The following is a 17662-nucleotide window of genomic DNA, read 5'->3' as shown; positions in this document are numbered from 1 at the left end:
CTATACTCTTGGATGCCGGGCGGCGCCGATTTGTGCCCGGGAAATCACGGAATTCTCGCGGCCGGCCGGCGGCCGGTATTACGGGAACCTGACGGGGGTCACAATGGCGAGCCCGCTTCCCCTCACCGCCGCGGATCCCACCCGCCTCGGCGGCTACGAGATCCTCGGGCGCCTCGGCACCGGCGGCCAGGGCGTGGTCTACCTCGGCCGCCCCGCGGGCCCCGCCGCCGGTGGCGCGCCGCCGCGGGTCGCCGTCAAGCTGCTGCACGCGCAGCTGCTCGGCAACGCCGCCGCGCGCGGCCGGTTCGTCCGCGAGCTGGCGCTGCTGGAGCGGGTCGCCGGGTTCTGCACCGCGCAGGTGCTCGCCGCCGACATGGACGGCGACCGCCCGTACATCGTCAGCGAGTACGTGCCGGGCCGGTCGCTGCGCGAGCTCGTGCACGAGCGCGGCCCGCGGGCCGGCGCCGACCTGGACCGGCTGGCGATCAGCACGGTCACCGCGCTCACCGCGATCCACCGCGCGGGCGTCGTGCACCGCGACTTCAAGCCGCAGAACGTGCTGATGGGCCTGGACGGCCCGCGCGTGATCGACTTCGGCATCGCCCGCGCGTTCGACGCCGGCGCGACGATGACCAGCCAGGTCGTCGGGACCCCCGCCTACATGGCGCCCGAGCAGTTCGCGGGCCGGGTGTCGCCAGCCACCGACCTGTTCGCGTGGGCGGCCACGCTGCTGTTCGCCGCCACCGGCCGCGACCCGTTCGCGGGCGGCGCGCTGCCCGCCGTGATGTACCGGATCATGCACGAGGCGCCCGACCTCGGCGCGCTGCCGGGGCCGATCGCCGAGGTCGCCGCCGCCTGCCTCGCCAAGGACCCGAAGGCCCGCCCGACCTCCGAGGACGTCCTGCTCCGGCTCCTCGGCGACCGTCCGGGGCCGCCCCACCCGCGCCTCGAACCGTCCGCCGCCCGGGGGACGGAGCCCCTGCCCGAACCCACGGCCGCCACCTGGACCGGCACCGCCCAGCCCAGCGCGGCCCAGCCCGGCGTCGTCCCGCCCGGCGCGGCGCAGCCCGGCGCCGCCCAGCCCAGTGCGGTCCAGCCCGGACCGACGCGGCCCGGGCCCGAGCCCGGCGTGGGCTTCACCGGATCACCGCCCGGCGCGTACGGCGTCGCGGAAGCGCCGACCGCCGTCGGCTTCGGCACCGGCCCCGGGTCGACCGAGGCCGCCGCCCCCGGCCGCCCGGCCGGCCCGGGTGCGCCCGCGACGTGGGACGCCGCCGCCCCCTCCGGACCGGACGCGGACACCGCGTCCGCGCTCCACCCGGCCCCGTCCGGCAACTCCGGCCATCCCGCGTATCCGCAGCCCATGGGCCATCAGCACCCTCAGCGGCCTCAAGAACCACTGGATTATCAGGGCCCGCCCGGCCATCCCGGCCCGGTCGCCGCCCACGGACGGCCCGAGCACCCCGCGCCGCAGCCGGCGCGGACGTACCGGCGGCTGCGGCGCGGCCCCGGGGTCGTCACGGGCCTGGCGCTGGCGGCGCTGCTCGCCGTGCTGGACGTCGCCGCCCTCGCGATCCTGATCGCCCGGCCGTCGCTCAGCAGCGGGCACCGGGGCGGGCTGCTGCCGGTGGTCGCGTCCTCGTTCGCGCTCGTCGCCGTCGTCACGCTGGTCGCGGTGATCGTCGCGTGGCGGGGTAGCCGTGCGGCGGCGTGGACGGTGGTGGCGGCGCGGGTCGTCCGGGTCGCGATGTGGGCGGGGTGGGGCGCGCTGGTCACCGTGCAGCCGTCCGCGCTCGCCGGGCACGCCGCCCTCACCGCGCTGGTGGTGCTCCTGCTGGCCCAGGGCCTCTGGGCGTCCTGATCACCGCCGCTCCGCCCACTCCCCGAGGTCGCGGCGCTCGATCGCCGCCGCCATCAGGTCGGGGAAGGCGTCCGGGGTGCAGGCGAACGCCGGGACGCCGAGCGCCGCGAGGGCCGCGGCGTTGTCGTGGTCGTAGGCGGGCGCGCCGTCGTCCGACAGCGCGAGCAGCACCACGACCTGCACGCCCGCCGCCGTCAGCGCCGCGACCCGCTGCAGCATCCCGTCCCGGTCGCCGCCCTCGTACAGGTCGCTGACCAGCACCAGGATCGTCTCGTTGGGCCGGGTCACGAGGCCCTGGCAGTACGCGACCGCGCGGTTGATGTCGGTGCCGCCGCCGAGCCGGGTCCCGAACAGGACCTCGACGGGGTCGTGCAGCTGGTCGGTGAGGTCGGCGACGGCGGTATCGAACGCCACCAGCGACGTCCGCAGCGACCGCATCGACGCGAGCACGGCGCCGAACACGCTCGCGTACACCACCGACGCCGCCATCGAGCCGCTCTGGTCGATCGCGAGGACCACGTCGCGCTGCACGGCCTGCCGCCGCCGCCCGTACCCGATCATCCGCTCCGGCACGAGCGTGCCGTGCTCGGGCAGGTAGTGCCGCAGGTTCGCGCGGATCGTCCGGTCCCAGTCGACGTCGGCGAGCCGCTTCGGCCGCCGCACCCGCGCGGACCGGTCGAGGGCGCCGCCGACCGCCGAGCGGGTCCGCTGCGCGAGCCGCCGCTCCAGCTCCTCGACGACCTTGCGGACCACGGCCCGCGCCGACTCCCGGGCCTTGTCCGGCATGACCTTGTTCAGCGACAGCAGCGTCCCGACCAGGTGCACGTCCGGTTCGACGGCCTCCAGCATCTCCGGCTCCAGCAGCAGCCGGGTGAGGTCGAGCCGCTCGATCGCGTCCTTCTGCATCACCTGGACGACCGTGGACGGGAAGTAGGCGCGGATGTCGCCGAGCCAGCGGGCGACCGACGGGGCGGAGTCGCCGAGCCCGGCGCCGCGGCGGCCCGGCCGGGGCCGGCCCCCGCCCGCGTCGCCCGCCCCGTAGAGCTTCTCCAGCGCCGCGTCCATCCGGGCGTCGTCGCCGGTCAGGGACACGCCGGTGCCGTCGGCGCGCTCGCCGCCGAGCACCAGCCGCCAGCGCCGCATCCGTTCCGGATCCTCGCCCACGGCGCCTCCGTTCCCGATGCCTCCGTTCACGGCGTCACGGTTCACGGTGCCTCCCAGCCGAGGACGCGCAGGGCCGTCGCGACGGCCGGGGCCGCGCGCTTCTCGTCCACGTCGCCGGCGGACGGGCGCGGCGGCCCGGAGCCCGTCCCGGCGCGGCGGACCCGCTCGCCGATCGCGCGCCGCTCGGCGGCGGCGTACGCGCCGAACGTGCGGCGCAGCAGCGGCAGGACGTCGGTGAACGCGTCGTCGGGCAGCCCGGCGATCCAGCCGTCCACCAGGCGGAGCAGCTCCTCGTCGTGCACGAGGACGAGCCCGCCGCCGGACAGGAACCCCTCGACCCAGGCGGCGGCGCGGGCGGGCGCGGCGCCGACCGACACGGCGCGGGCCATCCGGGCGGGGACGTCGTCCAGCCGGCCCGCGTCGAGCAGCAGCCGGGTGACGCGGCCTTCGAGCAGCCCGTGCAGGGTCTCGGGCCGGGCGATCAGGGTCTTCAGGGCCGCGCGCCAGCGTTCGAGGTGGGCGTCGTCGGCGAGCAGGGCGAGGGCGCCGTGCACGGAGTCGATGTGCCCGAGGAAGTCGCGGGCCGCGTCGTCGTCGAGGCCGGACACGGCGGGCGGCAGGCCGACGCAGATCCGGACGACGAGGCCGTCGACGACGGTGCGCAGCGGGCCCGTCGCGGTGCCGCGCACGTCGCCGTAGCGGAGCGCGCGGACGAGCGCGGGCAGCGCCGCCATCAGGTGCGCGACGTCGGTGTCGAGCGCGGCCCGGTCGGCGAGCGCGCGCATCACCGTCGGCAGCGCGTCGCCGAGGTCGGCGAGCAGGCAGCGCTCCGCGACGGACGTCAGGTCGGGCAGCGCCGTGGCGTCGGCGGCCATCGCCTCGGCGCGGGCCGTGGTCGCGTCCCGCACGGTCGTGCCCCACGCGCTCGCCTCGATCAGCTCGACGTCGAACTCGGGCCGCCACGCCAGCGTCCACGTCTCCCGGAACGTGCCCTTCGACCGGCTCTCGGCGGGGACTCCCCAGTCGACGTCGAGCAGCCGGAGCCGGTGCAGCAGCCGGCTGCGCTCCAGGTCGGTGGGCTTGCGCAGGTCGAGGTCCTGCTCCTTGTCGAGGGCGGACGGCTTGAGCCGCAGCCGCCGCTGCTCGGCCTGCAGGTCGCGCTGGAGCGGCACCATCGGCGTCCGGTCCGGGACGGAGCCGAGCCGCTCCCCGACGACCATCCGCTCGCGGATCAGCTCGACGGGCAGTTCGGCGCCCTCGCACAGCACCGCGCGGGTCGCCTCGGTGACCTCGTCCAGCCCGGCGAGGGGGCGGCCGCGCAGCGCGGCGAGCGTCTCCGCCAGCCGGACCGCCTCGATCACGTGCGCGGACGAGACGTGCAGGTCCTCCTCGCGCAGCAGCCGTGCGGCGCCGGCGAGCCAGCGTTCGACCGGCCGGTCCGGCGCCGCGAACAGGTGGTGGTACCAGCCGGGGGCGCGGACGCCCGCGCCGTACCCGGAGCGGCCCGCGAGCCGGCCGTGCGTCCACGGCACCCACGTCATCGCGATCTTCGTCTTCGGCAGCCCGCGCAGCGTCCGGTCGTCGTGCGTCGCGGGCACCTTCGCCAGCAGGGCCGGGACGTGCCAGGCGCCGCAGACCACCGCGACCCGCTCGAACCCCTCCTTGAGGGCGCGGCGCACCGTCCGGCGCATGTGGGCCTCGCGCTGCTCCTCGCGCCGGTCGACCCGGCACGGCTCGACCCGTTCGCGCAGCTCGGCCATGGCCTCGGCGATCGCCGGGAACGGCGAGGGGCCCTCGTGGCGGTGCTCGACGACGTCGTCCCACCAGCGTTCGGCGTCGTCGTAGCCGGCGGCCTTCGCCAGCGTCCCGAGCGGATCGAGCCGGACGTCCTCCGGCGCCGCGCCCTCCGCCGTCTCCGCTGTTTCCGCCGCCTCCTCCGCGTCCGGCGGGACGAGCTGGTTCGCGGCGGGAAGGTCGCAGAACCGGACGGCCGCGCCCGCCGCCAGCCCGTACCGGATCGCCTGCCATTCCGGGCTGAACTCCGCGAACGGCCAGAACGCGGCCTTCCGGTCGCCCTTGCCCGCCGGAGCGCCGGACGGCCCGGCGGGGGAGTACGCCAGCAGCGCGACCGGCGGGACCATGCCGGGGTCGCCGGCGAGTTCCACGATCCCGTCCGCCTCCGGCGGCCCCTCGATCAGGATCGCGTCCGGCTCGAACTCCTCCAGCGCGCCGCGCAGGGCGCGCGCCGAGCCGGGCCCGTGGTGGCGGATCCCGAAGACCTCGACCCGTCCGGCCGTCAAGACACCTCCCGGCAGGCGCGGTAGAAGTCCCGCCACTCGGGCCGGTCCCGCACGACGGCCTCCAGGTACTCCTGCCACACCACCCGGTCCGACACCGGGTCCTGGACGACGGCGCCGACGAGCCCGCCCGCCACGTCCGCCGCCCGCAGCACCCCGTCGCCGAAGTGCGCGGCGAGCGCCAGCCCGCTGGTGATCACCGAGATGGCCTCGGCGGTGCTGAGCGTCCCGCTCGGCGACTTCAGCTTCGTGCGGCCGTCGGCCGTCAGCCCTGAGCGCAGCTCCCGGAACACGGTGACGACCCGGCGGATCTCCTCCAGCCCCGCAGGGGCCTGCGGCAGCTCCAGCGACGCGCCGATCCGGTCGACGCGCCGGGCGACGATGTCGACCTCGTCCTCGACGGTGTCGGGCAGCGGCAGCACCACCGTGTTGAACCGCCGCCGCAGCGCGCTGGACAGCTCGTTCACGCCCCGGTCGCGGTCGTTCGCGGTCGCGATGACGGTGAACCCCTTGCGCGCCTGCACCTCGGTGCTCAGCTCCGGGACCGGCAGCGTCTTCTCCGACAGCACCGTGATCAGCGCGTCCTGGACGTCGGACGGCATCCGGGTCAGCTCCTCGATCCGGGCCACCGTGCCGCGCCGCATCGCCCGCATCAGCGGGCTCTCCACCAGCGCCTTCTCCGACGGCCCCTCCGCGAGCAGCCGCGCGTAGTTCCAGCCGTAGCGGATCGCCTCCTCCGCCGTCCCGGCCGTCCCCTGGACCAGCAGCGTCGAGTCGCCGCCGATCGCCGCCGCGAGGTGCTCCGACACCCAGGTCTTCGCGGTGCCGGGCACGCCGAGCAGCAGCAGCGCCCGGTCGGTCGCCAGCGTCGCCACCGCGACCTCCATCAGCCGCCGCCGGCCCACGTACTTCGGCGAGACCACCGTCCCGTCGGGCAGCTCCCCGCCGAGCAGGTACGTCGTGACGGCCCACGGCGACAGCCGCCAGCCCGGCGGCCGGGGCCGGTCGTCGTGCTCGGCCAGCCGGGCCAGCTCGCCGGCGTACTCCTGCTCGGCGTGCGGGCGCAGCACCCCGGCGGGCACGGGTTCTCCGGTCACGGGTTCGGTCACGGGGCGAGCTCCTTCAGCATCTCGTCGCGGAAGCGCAGGGTGGTGATCAGGGCCGGGACGGCGCGCGGCAGGGCCCGCCCCTGCTCCTCGGGCGGGCGGCGGGCGAGCAGCTCCTCCAGCCGGGACGCGGCGGACGGGTCGAGGCGCCGCTCGGCGAGCCGGCACAGCTGGGTGAGGGCGTGCTCGTCGCGGCGCGTCGGCCGTCCGGCGGACGCGGCGAGCGTGCCGACCACGGCGGCGGCGAGGTCGCCGGTCCACGGCCCGGGGACCCGCTCCAGGATGGGCGGCAGCTCGGACCGGCCCTCCACCCAGCGGATCAGCCCCGCCGCCGCGGCGTCCCGCTCGCCGGCGGGCAGGACCGCGAGCAGGTCGGCGAGCGCGCCCGGCTCGTCTACCATCACCCCGCCCTTCAGCAGCGCGCGCGCCCACTCGGTGTCGTGCTGCTTCAGCGCGGCCCGCGCCCACCCGATGTGCACGTCGCGGGCGTCGCCGTCCTGCTCGTCGCGGCCGGGCCGCCCCTCGGCCGCCCCGGCCGCCGCGACCGGCAGGCACACGATCTCCATCGGCGGCAGGCCGAACAGGTCCGTCCAGGTGCCGAGCGGCGTGCGGGCGAGGATCTCGCGCAGCCACGCCGCCCGCGTCCCCACCGGGCGCCCTCCGCCGCCGGGCGCGAACGACCCGCCCGGATGGAACGGGACGCCGTCGCGCGCCAGCTCCTCGTCGTGCGCGGCCGGCGGCTCGACCATGATCCACGTCTGCTCGCGGCCCCGCACGGTGCGCCGCCGCGGCGTCAGGCAGGCGCGGGCGCGCGCGGCCATCCGCTCCCCGTACGCGGAGCCGGGCAGCCGGGCGAGCAGGTCGGCGGCGAGCTGCCGGACGTCCTTGCCGCGGTCCTCCAGCGCCGACTCCAGGAACTCCTCGTCGTCGGGCGACAGCCCGGTCCGGAACGTGCCGAGGAAGGCGGCGCGGTCGGGCGCGGGCTCCTTCGCCCACGTCTCCCGCAGCGCCTCGCGGGCGGCGGCGGGGTCGGTGCCGCGCAGCGCGGTCAGGTGCGCGGCCCGCTGGTTGCGGGTGCCGGTCTCCCACACCTCGGCTCCGCCGCCCGGGTCGTCGCCCGCCCCGACCAGGTACGCCCAGTCGGTGTTCCGCAGCGCCAGCCACACGCCGCGCCGCCCTGCCGCGCGGCTGATCGACGGCCGCAGCATCCGGTCGCCGCGGCCGCGTTCGAGCAGGTCGGGCAGCAGCCGCGCCGGCACCCGCAGCCCGCGCGCCGCCGCCGCGTCCAGCCACTCGGGCAGCACCTGGACGTACTCGCCGCGCAGGATCCGGCCGAGCCGGGCGGCCGCCGCGGGCGGCACGGCCGGCGCCTCCTCGGCGGGCGCCGGGGCGATCACCTCCGGCGCGCCGCGCCCGGGGACCCGCCCGGCCCGCCGCGCGACGGCCAGCAGGGCGGCCTGGTCCAGCAGCCGGCCCGCCCGGTCGGCGTCCGGGCCGTCCGGCGCCTCGGGCAGGACGGGCGGGTCGCGGCGCTCGGTGCCGAGGAGCGCCGCCGTGACGTGCTCGTTCCAGCCGCTCACAGCGGCACCGCCCCCTCGTCGGCCTGCCAGGCGGTCAGCGGCCGCAGCCCCTCCGGCGTCCACTCCCCGGCGAGCGTGACGGGCCCGCCGCCGGACACCGCCAGCAACCGCCAGGGATCGGCCGTCCGCAGCGGCAGCGCGTCGCCCGCCTCGTCGACGACGTGCAGGCCGCCGCCCTCCTCGCGGGCGAGCCGCACCTTCTCCAGCGTCGCGGGCCAGCGCTCCAGCCACGGATCGCTCGCCACCGCCGCGGCGTGGTCGTCCAGGAACCCCGCGACGGACGTCCCGCCGGGCGTCGCCGGGACGGCCGGGCCGTGCCGTTCGGCGACCAGCACCCGCAGCGGCCGGGCGCCCGGGTAGAACGCCAGCTCGGCGTCGACCTCCGTGCCGACGACGAGCGAGGAGTCCAGGGCCGCGCCGGGCGCCGCGAACGACAGCACGAGCGCCGGCCGCCCGCTCTCCCGCCCCCGCAGCCAGACCCGGCGGGTGGTGAGCTGGTCCTGCACGGTGTCCCGCGACCCGGTCACGCACCAGCGGTCCCGGACGCGCTCCCCATGACGCAGCACGTCGTCCTGCGCGACGGTGAACCCGACCCGCGAACGCACCGTGTCGCGCAGCCCTTCCGGCAGCTCGTCGCGCCGCCGGTACGCCCGGACCAGCAGCCGCAGCAGCGCGTACTCCTCCAGCAGCCGGTCCGGCCAGCCCGGCTGCCGGGGGATCGCCGCGAGCGCCCTGACCTGCCCCGACAGCGCCCCGGCCTGCGCGTCGACGAGCCGCCGCGCGGCGTCGTCCCACAGCCCGTAGGGCGCCTTCTCCGCCTGCGCGAGCCCGTGCGTCACCTGGTCGCGCAGCCACTGGTCGAGCTCGGCGAGACCGTCCTCGACCCGCCGCTCGCGCCGCTCCACCGTCTTCGGGTCGCGCGCCTTCGCCGCCCCCGCCGCCTTGCGCTCGCGCGCCTTCCCCTCCCGCTCGCGCCGCTGCTCGATCCACTCCGCGACCCACCCGGGCCGCGCCCCGTCCTCGACCGCCCCGTCCGACCACAGGAGCAGCAGCCCGAGGACGTGCTTGCACGGGATCTTGCGGCTCGGGCACGAGCAGCGGAACGCCGGCCCGGCCAGGTCGGCGCACGCCCGGTAGACGCTCGCGCCGCTGCCCTGGCACTCGCCCCAGACGGCCTCGCCGTCGCAGCCCGCCCCGGCCCACCTGGCCGGCCGGGCGACGCCGCCGGCCGCCTTCGCGGCCGCCGCGTCCGGCACCAGCGCGGCGACCCGCCCCCGCTCCCATCGACCGCTCACCCCCCGAAACTATCCGCCCCGTCCGACATTCTCAGCGGGACGTTCCGGGTGGTGGGCGGGCCGCCGGATCACTGGCCGGGGAGGGTGGGGAGGTGGAGGGAGACGTCGGGGAACAGCAGGGTGCCGCCGGCGAGGAGGGCGACGAGCGCGGTGGCGCCGAAGAGGGTGACCCAGGCCAGGCCCGGGACGCCGGTGAGGTGCGCGAGCTGGTCGGCGTCGGAGCTCGGCGCCATGTGCCGGGTCCGCATCCGCTGCAGCTCGATCACCGGCCGGGTCGCGGCGAGGAGCAGGAACCAGGCGGCGAGGTAGGCGAAGCCGGCCTGCACCTCGGCGCTGCCGAACCACGACACGAGGAAGACGACCGCGCCGGTCGCGACGACCGACAGCGCGCCGTAGGCGTTGCGGATCATCACCAGCATCCCGGCGAGCAGGGCGAGGGTGAACCAGAGCATCAGCGTGATACGGCCGGCGGCGAGCAGCAGCGCGAAGAACAGGCCGAGCAGCGGCGGCGTCGTGTACCCGGCCATCGCGGTGAAGATCATGCCGGGGCCGTGCGGCTTGCCGCGCGAGACGGTGACGCCGGAGGTGTCGGAGTGCAGCTTGATGCCGTCCAGCTTGCGGCCGGTGACGAGGGCGATCAGCGCGTGCCCGCCCTCGTGCGCGATCGTCACCGTGTTGCGCGCGACCCGCCAGGTGGGGCCGTGCAGCACCGCGGCGAGGGCGACGGCGCCGACGAGGACGACCAGCCACCACGGGGGGTCCGGCTGCGTTCCCGTCACGCGGTTCCACAGGTCGGCGATGCTTGCGTGTTCCACGTCCACCTCGGGGTCGTCGGTCGGGGGATGCCCAACCTTAGGACGTCGGGGATAACGTTCGCGTTCGGTTCGCGACGCCCGGGATCCGGCGATGACTACCGGGAACCGACATCGGATGACTCGTCCGAAGTGAGACGCGGGGCACCCGTGACGTCACCGTCCGGTCCCCGTCGCGCCTGGATCTGCCGCTCGGGCCACGGTGATCCACGTCACGTCTACCGTCGCGTAACCCCCGCATTATCGCGATTCGCCAGGTGAGATGTGACGAATCGCATTATCGTGTGGCCCGCACAGTCGTTATGGTGCCCTTCGCGCCGAGGTTCCCAGGCTTGCTTCCGGCGCAGGGCCCCCGCCCGCCGGCGCCGTCGGCGGCGCGGCGGGGACGGCGCCGGCCGCAAGGTGCCACCGCGAGTTCCGGAGCGGGTGGCCCCGGCGCGACGAGAGGTGACGGGGATTGAGCGGGGATCGATCCCCCGCGCGGGACGCGCGCCCGCGCGGGGTGCTGAGGCATTTCCGGCGTGACCGGCTGACCGGGCAGCTCGCGATCGGCCTGGCCGGCGTGCTCTGCGTGAGCGCGCTCGTCTACGGCGTCGGGACGGCCAGCGCCAGGTACCGGCTCGCCGACGTCGGCGCCTGGCTCAGCGCCGGCGCGAAGGGCCTCGTCGTGCACGCCAACGGGCTGGCCGGCAAGGTCGACGGGAAGGCGGCCGTCGTCCCGCAGATGCGCGGCCACCACATCAAGATCGTCCAGGACGGCACGACCGTGCTGCTCGTCGACACCGACACCGGGGTCGTCAGCCGGATCGACCCGTCCCAGCTGAAGATCACCACGAGCCGGGCGGCGGGCGGCCCCGCGCTGCAGGTCCTCGCCGGCTCCGGCGCCGCCTACGCCATCGACTCCGTCAAGGGCACCGTCCAGCGGATCGACCCGCTTACCCTGGCGCCCGCCGGGCCGGCCGCGACGCTCACCGCCCCGCTCGGCCAGGCCGGCATCGACGGCCGCGGGAACCTGTGGGTGCCGGTCCCGCAGGCCGGCCAGGTCGTCCCGTTCCAGAACGGACGGCAGGGCACGCCCGTCACCGCCGGGCGCGCCGGCGACCGCCTCTCCCTCACCATCGCCGCCGGAACCCCCGTCATCGTCGACAGCACCTCCGCCACCGCCCTCGTCGTCCACCCCGACGGCACCCAGCGCGTCACGCTGCCCGCGCCGGTCGCGGAGGCCGAGAACGGCGTGCGGGTCCCGCCGGTCGCCGACGGCCAGACGGTCCCGATGCTCGGCGCCGGCGGCTCCCTCTACCTGCTGGACACCGGCGTCGGACGCGTCGAGTCCGTCGCGCTGCGCGTGCCGCACCACGCGTTCGAGGCGCCGAACGTCCTCGGCCCCCGCGTCTACCTGCCCGACCGCACGTCCGGTCGGCTGCTCGTCTTCAACACCGACAAGGGCGCCTGGGAGGCCCCGATCACCGCCACCCGGCCCGGCGGGACGATCGAGGTCATCACCCGCGACCACATGCTCTGGGTGAACGACCCGAACGGCGCCACCGCCCTCGCCCTCGACCCCGGCGGCGCGGTCAAGCGCATCAAGAAGTACGACGACCACGTGCCCGGCGGCAACCGGCGCCCCATCCCCATCAAGGCCGCCCCGGGCAACGGCAACGGCAACCGCAACGCCGGCGGGCCCGGCAACGGCGGCGGCGACCCCGTCCCGCCGCCCGGACGGCCCGCGAAACCGCCCGCGAAGCAGGACCCGACCGCGCCCGACCCGCCGACGCCCATCGCGTCCGGCGACAACGGCTCCATCAAGATCCGGTTCACGCCCGCACCGCAGCCGCAGGGCGTCTACCCGGTGAGCCGGTTCGTCCTGCTCGACGGCAACGACCAGCCCGTCAAGGGCGCGACGCCCGCCCAGTTCGCCGGCAACGCGCCTGGCGGGACGTTCACCGTCGGCGGCCTCGCCTGCAGCACCAAGACCTACGAGTACAAGGTGGCCGCCGAGTACAAGGGCAAGAACGGGAAGACGGCCCTCAGCCCGTCCGGCCCGGTCGGCGCCACCGCCTGCCAGGCCCCCGGCCCGCCCACCGCGCTCCGGGCCACCGGCGTCAACCACGGCGCCCAGCTCACCTGGGGCAAGTCCGCCGGCTACGCCGTGACGTACGTGATCAGTTCCCCGTCCGGCACGGTCACCACGACCGGCACCGCGAAGACCATCACCGGCCTCACCAACGGGACGACCCCGATCACGATCAGCGTGTCCGCCCGCAACGGCGCCGGCGACTCGACCCCGGTGAGCACCCCGGTGACCCTCGACCCGAACCAGCACACGCACGTCTACAACGGTCAGCACAACCAGAGCACCAACACCTGGCTGCACACGGCGGCAGGAAAGAACGCGCCGCACGACGGTCAGTTCCCCCAAGGGTTCGTCGGGCCCGTGACCGTGATCTGCCAGGTCCAGAGCGACCAGATCACCGACGACAACGACGCCAGCCTCAAGAGCAGCATCTGGGACAAGATCAACTATCAGGGTCGCGACCGATGGGTCAGTGACATCTACGTCAGCACGCCGAACTCCGGTGCCGGGACCTTCTCCTCGCCGACCGTCTGGGGGTGCAGTTGATGACCGAGAGCGGCGGGGTGGATGCGGACGCGCTGGCGGGGCGGTTCGCGCAGATGTTCGGTGCGCTGGCGCAGAACGTCGAGCGGATCGTGCGCGGCAAGCGGGAGAAGGTCGAGCTGGCGCTGGTCTGCCTGCTGTCGGAGGGGCACCTCCTGGTCGAGGACGTGCCGGGCGTCGGGAAGACGACGCTCGCGCGGGCGATGTCGGCGTCGGTGGAGGCGGAGTGGGCGCGCATCCAGTTCACGCCGGACCTGCTGCCGAGCGACATCACCGGCGTGTCGATCTTCAACCAGGGGACGAGCGCGTTCGAGTTCCATCCGGGGCCGATCTTCGCGAACCTGGCGGTCGCGGACGAGATCAACCGGGGGTCGCCGAAGACGCAGTCGGCGCTGCTGGAGGTCATGGAGGAGCGCCGGGTGACGGTGGACGGGACGCCGCATCCGGTGCCGCGCCCGTTCATGGTGATCGCGACGCAGAACCCGGTCGACATGGACGGCACGTACCCGCTGCCGGAGGCGCAGCTCGACCGCTTCCTGATGCGGATCTCGATGGGGTACCCCGACCACCAGGCGGAGGTGGCGCTGCTGGCGGGCGCGCCGACGGGCGCGCTGCTGGACCGGCTGCCGCCGGTGATGGGCCGCGAGGACCTCGCCCGGATGATCGACTTCGCGCAGCGGCTGCACGTCGCGGCGCCGCTGTACGACTACGTGGTGCGGGTGGTCGCGGCGACCCGCGACCATCCTGACCTGCGGCTCGGTGCGAGCCCGCGGGCGAGCGTGGCGCTGCTGCGGGCGGCGCGGGTGCGGGCGGCGGCGGCCGGCCGGTCCTACCTCGTCCCGGAGGACGTGAAGGCCCTGGCGGTGCCGGTGATCGCGCACCGGCTGATCGTGACGCCGGAGGCGGAGCTGCGCGGGCGCGGCGGCGCGGACGTGGTCGGGGAGGTCCTGGCCTCCGTGCCGACGCCGCAGGCCGCAGGGGTCTGACGTGCTGACGCCGCTGGGGTGGGGGACGGCGGCCGTGTCGGCGGCGCTGTTCGCGGCGGGCTGGTGGCTCGGGTATCCGGAGCCGGCGATGCTGGGGGTCGCGGGGCTCGCGGCGGTGGCGGCGGCGGTGCTGTGGACGCTGCCGAGCCCGAAGCTGGCGGTCCGGCGGGACATCGCGCCGGTGCGGGTGGCGCGCGGCGAGCCGGCGGTGGGCGTGCTGCACGTGACGAACGAGGGCCGCACCGTCCGGGGGCTGAGCGCGCGGGACGCGGCGGGCTCGACGGACGTGGCGGTGGACGTCCCGCGGCTGCGGTCGGGCGGGAGCCGCAGCGTGACGTACCGGCTGCCGACGGAGCGGCGCGGCGAGATCCCGGTGGGGCCGCTGCGGCTCGTCCGGGCGGACCCGCTGCGGCTGGCGCGCCGGGTGCGGGAGTACGGGACGCCGCGGACGCTGCTGGTGCGGCCCCGCACCGTCCCGCTGGCGCTGCTGCCGTCGGGCCGCGCGCACCATCTGGAGGGTCCGACGAGCGACCGGTCCCCGGCGGGGACGGCGACGTTCCACGCGCTGCGCGAGTACGTGATCGGGGACGAGCTGCGGCACGTCCACTGGAAGTCGTCGGCGCGGACGGGGACGCTGATGGTGCGGCAGCTCGTGGACGCGAGCCTGCCGACGACGACGGTGGTGCTGGAGGCGCGGCCGGAGTCGTGGCCGGAGCCGGACGACTTCGAGCTGGCGGTGGACGCGGCGGCGTCGGTGGCGGCGGGCGCGGCGTCGGCGAGCTTCCCGGTGCGGGTGCTGACCGGTGCCGGGCCGGTGGCGGACACCCGCGGCGGCCCGGGCGACGTGGAGGTGCTGCTCGACCGGCTGACCGCCGTCGCACCGGAGCCGGGCCCGCGGTCGGCGGCGGACGTGGTGCGGCGCGTCCCGGCGGGCGGATCGCTGGTAGTGATCACGCGGGACGGTGCGGAGCTGGGGCGGATCGCGTCGGTGCGGAGCCGGTTCGACCGGGTCGTGGTGCTGCGGGTGCGGCCGGAGCGGGAGACGCCGGTGCCGCCCGGCGTGCACCTGATCGACGTGGCGGATCTGGACGGGCTGGCGGACGCGTGGCGACGGCTCGGGGGCGTCCGGTGACCCGGTACGTCTCGCTGGTCGTGACGGCGTGCCTGTCCGCGGTCGCGGGGCTGGCGTTCCAGCGCGTGTTCGGCTTCGGTCCGGTGGCGCCGGTCGCGGCGGTCGCCGCGGCCGTCCCGACCGTGTTGTGCGCGCTGCTGTCGGGGCCGCGCAAGGAGAAACGGCCGTGGCCGCTGTGGATCTCGCTGGTGCTGACGGTGGCGGCGTGGACGGGCACGGTCGCCGTGACCGTGCTGCGTCCGGCGCTCGGCGACGGCACGTTCCCGCAGGCGGTGCGGGAGGGCGTGCTCGGTTCGTGGAAGTCGATCCTGACGACGCTGCTGCCCGCGCCGGCGAAGCCCGAGTTCCTCGTCCTGGTGAACGTGCTGGTGTGGCTCGCGGCGTTCGCGTCGGCGGAGATCGCGCTGCGGACGCGGCTGCGGGCGCTGCCGGCCGTGCCGCCGCTCGGCGCGTGGGCGGTCGCGCTGCTGCTCGGCGTGGACGGGCCGGGCTCGAACCTGCCGCTCGCCGCGGCGACCGTCGTGCTGATCGCGGTGATGGTCCTCGTCCGCGCGGACGGGCCCGGCGCCGGCCCGGCGTGGCGGCCGCTGCTGTCCGGGCTGCCCGTCGCGGCGGTGCTCGGCGCGCTGGCGCTGGTGGCGGGCCCGGTCGTGCCGGTGAGCGCCGACCCCTACGACCCGCGCGAGCAGGTGCAGGCCCCGCCGCCGCAGCAGCGCGACAGCGTCAGCCCGCTCGACCGCGTCGGCGGCTGGCTGCTGAGCCCCGACCAGGTGATGTTCACCGTGACGTCGAAGCGCGACGAGATCGAGCGGCTCGCCGTCCTCGACACCTTCGACGGCGTGACGTGGACGTCCGCCGCCCGGTTCGTCCCGACCGGGAGCCGCGTGCCGGAGGGGCCGAAGCCGCGCAAGGAGCACGAGGTCGTGCAGCGCGTCACCCTCGGCGCGCTGCCGGGCGTGTACGTGCCCGCGCCGGACCGCCCGCGCCAGGTCGACGGCCTCGGCGTCGTCGTCGACCCGGCCAGCGGCGCGCTCGCCGCCGCGAAACCGCCGGCCTCCGGCCAGACGTACACGGTCGAGTCGGAGGTGCCGGAGTGGTCGGCGGACGACCTGGCGGGCGCGGGCGTCGCCGACGACGCCGAGGCCCGGGCCGACCGGCGGCTGCCGTGGGGACCGGGTGCGACGAGGCCGCCCGTCCAGCTCGCCGAGTTCCGGAAATTCGCGGAGGCGGCGACGCAGGGCGCGGTGTCGCCGATCCAGAAGGCCGCGATGCTCGCCGAGTATCTGAAGCGGTACGCCAAGTACGACGTGACGGCGCCGCCCGGGCACAGCTACCGGCAGCTCGACTACTTCCTCGGCGAGGGCCGGCGCGGCACGCCCGAGCACTTCGCCACCGCGTACGCGCTGCTCGCCCGGACGCTCGGGCTGCCGTCCCGCGTCGTCGTCGGATTCGACGGCGGGAACCGCGCCGGCGAGACCGTGCAGTACCGGTCCGGCGACGTGATGGTGTGGCCGGAGATCAAGTTCGCCGGGCTCGGCTGGATCCGGTTCAACCCGCTGCCCGACAGCGCGCGCCGCTCGAAGAGCAACGACTCGGTCGCGGCGGGCGAGACGGAGAAGAAGCTCGAGCAGGCGCAGAAGAACGCCGCGTCGCAGACGCGCGGATCCGGGCCGGGCAAGACGCCGCAGAAGACGCCGCCGAAGCCCGCCGCCGCCCATGACGCGCCCACGCCCTGGTGGGTGTACGCGTCGATCGCCGCCGCGGCGCTGGTCGTCGCCTACCTGATGGCCGTCCTGCTCGCGCCCGCGCTGCGCCGCAGGCGCCGCCGGACCGGCCCGCCCGGCGACCGCATCACCGGTGCCTGGCACCAGGCGCTCGACCACCTCGCGGACGTCGGCCTGTCCACCGCCCGGACGCTCACCGCGCACGAGGTCGCCGGGTTCGGCGCGGCGGAGGTCGGCGAGGACGCCCGCGGCCACCTCGGCCCGCTCGCCGACCTCGTCAACCGCAGCCGCTTCGCCGCGTCCGGCCCCGACCCGCGCGCCGCCGACCGCGCGTGGCACCACACCGACCAGCTCGGACGCCTCGTCACCGCGAGGGCCGGGCGGCTGCGCCGGCTCCGCCGCCGGCTGCACCCGCGCTCGCTCCGCGACCCCCGCGCTAGCGGGCGGCGGGCAGGCTGACGGCGATCTCGCCGCCGAGCACCGCGCCCGACTCCAGGTCCAGGTCGTCGCCGCTCCAGAAGCGGCCCGGGTCGAACCAGTTCGGGCGGCGGCCCTTCGGCAGCAGCCCCATCGCCTGGTACGTCACCGCGACGATCTCCGCGCAGAACGCCGTCTCCAGGTTCGGGTCGCGGTCGGCCGGGCGGCGGATCGGTACCCGGCCGCGCAGCCACCGCGACGCCAGCCGCGACGTCGACGGGAACGGCGTGCCGTCCAGCCGGGCCACCGCGCGCAGCGCCGCGTCCTCCATCGCCCGCGACGCCGGCGGGTCGAGCTGCCGCAGCCAGGCCCGCTGCCCGTAGCGGGTGCCCCACGTCAGCACCGCGTCGCGCAGGTCGTGCAGCTGCGCGCCGCGCTGGTGGCCGCCCGCCCACAGGTCCGGCAGCGACCGGCCGAGCTCGGCGTGCCACATCAGCGGCGGCAGGTCGTCGATGACCAGCGACATGCCGACGTGGTTCACCGGGCTGTTCGTCGTCATCTGGATGGCGCGGTCGGCGACGGTCCGGCCGCGGAACAGCCACACGTCGCCGGTGCGGGTCAGGTCGGCGGCCTCGTCGAGGGAGATGCTCGTACCCGGCATGATCGATACC

At 76.3% G+C, this 17662-nt stretch carries 12 protein-coding genes; 5 read left to right on the top strand and 7 right to left on the bottom strand.

From position 1 onward, the window contains the following. The first annotated feature begins 103 nt into the window (after positions 1–103). Positions 104–1861, top strand: a complete 1758-nt coding sequence (locus AB0C78_RS35005; protein WP_360756509.1) for a protein kinase — start codon at positions 104–106, stop codon at positions 1859–1861. Here the strand turns inward: AB0C78_RS35005 and AB0C78_RS35000 are convergent, their stop codons facing one another. From AB0C78_RS35000 to AB0C78_RS34975, 6 genes are all read right to left on the bottom strand, one after another. Further along, positions 1862–3004, bottom strand: coding sequence for a VWA domain-containing protein (locus tag AB0C78_RS35000; protein ID WP_360756560.1), 1143 nt, complete (start codon positions 3002–3004; stop codon positions 1862–1864). It lies immediately after the preceding gene. Between the two features lie 62 nt (positions 3005–3066). After that, complete coding sequence (locus AB0C78_RS34995; protein ID WP_360756506.1) at positions 3067–5325, bottom strand: DUF5682 family protein; 2259 nt, start codon at positions 5323–5325, stop codon at positions 3067–3069. Next, complete coding sequence (locus AB0C78_RS34990) at positions 5322–6404, bottom strand: AAA family ATPase (protein ID WP_192809368.1); 1083 nt, start codon at positions 6402–6404, stop codon at positions 5322–5324. Before AB0C78_RS34990 ends, AB0C78_RS34995 begins: the two co-directional genes overlap by 4 nt. Before the next feature lie 23 nt (positions 6405–6427). Then, positions 6428–8008 (bottom strand): DUF5691 domain-containing protein, encoded by a 1581-nt coding sequence (locus tag AB0C78_RS34985; RefSeq protein WP_360756505.1) that lies wholly within the window; start codon positions 8006–8008, stop codon positions 6428–6430. Continuing rightward, on the bottom strand, positions 8005–9303 hold the full coding sequence (locus AB0C78_RS34980; protein ID WP_360756502.1) for an SWIM zinc finger family protein: 1299 nt from the start codon (positions 9301–9303) through the stop codon (positions 8005–8007). Before AB0C78_RS34980 ends, AB0C78_RS34985 begins: the two co-directional genes overlap by 4 nt. Positions 9304–9371: 68 nt before the next feature. Next, entirely contained in the window at positions 9372–10124 is a 753-nt protein-coding gene (locus AB0C78_RS34975; protein ID WP_360756500.1) for a M50 family metallopeptidase, read from the bottom strand. Between the two features lie 448 nt (positions 10125–10572). On the opposite strand from AB0C78_RS34975, the gene AB0C78_RS34970 reads away from it, so the two are divergent. From AB0C78_RS34970 to AB0C78_RS34955, 4 genes are read left to right on the top strand one after another with little or no spacing between them, the layout of a single operon-like run. Then, positions 10573–12735 (top strand): hypothetical protein, encoded by a 2163-nt coding sequence (locus tag AB0C78_RS34970; protein ID WP_360756497.1) that lies wholly within the window; start codon positions 10573–10575, stop codon positions 12733–12735. After that, the gene (locus tag AB0C78_RS34965; protein ID WP_360756494.1) at positions 12735–13718 is read left to right on the top strand and encodes a MoxR family ATPase; all 984 of its coding nucleotides are present in this window, start codon (positions 12735–12737) and stop codon (positions 13716–13718) included. The genes AB0C78_RS34970 and AB0C78_RS34965 overlap by 1 nt, the downstream gene beginning before the upstream one ends. A gap of 1 nt (position 13719) precedes the next feature. Next, positions 13720–14850, top strand: a complete 1131-nt coding sequence (locus AB0C78_RS34960; protein ID WP_360756492.1) for a DUF58 domain-containing protein — start codon at positions 13720–13722, stop codon at positions 14848–14850. After that, entirely contained in the window at positions 14847–17033 is a 2187-nt protein-coding gene (locus AB0C78_RS34955; protein ID WP_360756490.1) for a DUF3488 and transglutaminase-like domain-containing protein, read from the top strand. Before AB0C78_RS34960 ends, AB0C78_RS34955 begins: the two co-directional genes overlap by 4 nt. Here AB0C78_RS34955 and AB0C78_RS34950 read toward each other — a convergent pair. Beyond that, positions 17011–17652: a hypothetical protein gene (locus AB0C78_RS34950; RefSeq protein ID WP_151546387.1), complete on the bottom strand. Its 642-nt coding sequence runs from the start codon at positions 17650–17652 to the stop codon at positions 17011–17013. The genes AB0C78_RS34955 and AB0C78_RS34950 overlap by 23 nt on opposite strands. Between the last annotated feature and the right edge of the window lie 10 nt (positions 17653–17662).

The sequence above is a fragment of the Actinomadura sp. NPDC048394 genome (assembly GCF_040651755.1).
In the GTDB taxonomy this organism is placed as follows: domain Bacteria; phylum Actinomycetota; class Actinomycetes; order Streptosporangiales; family Streptosporangiaceae; genus Spirillospora; species Spirillospora montaniterrae.
The sequence above is the reverse complement of the archived record's forward strand: the minus strand, read 5'-3'. Positions and strand labels throughout refer to the sequence as shown.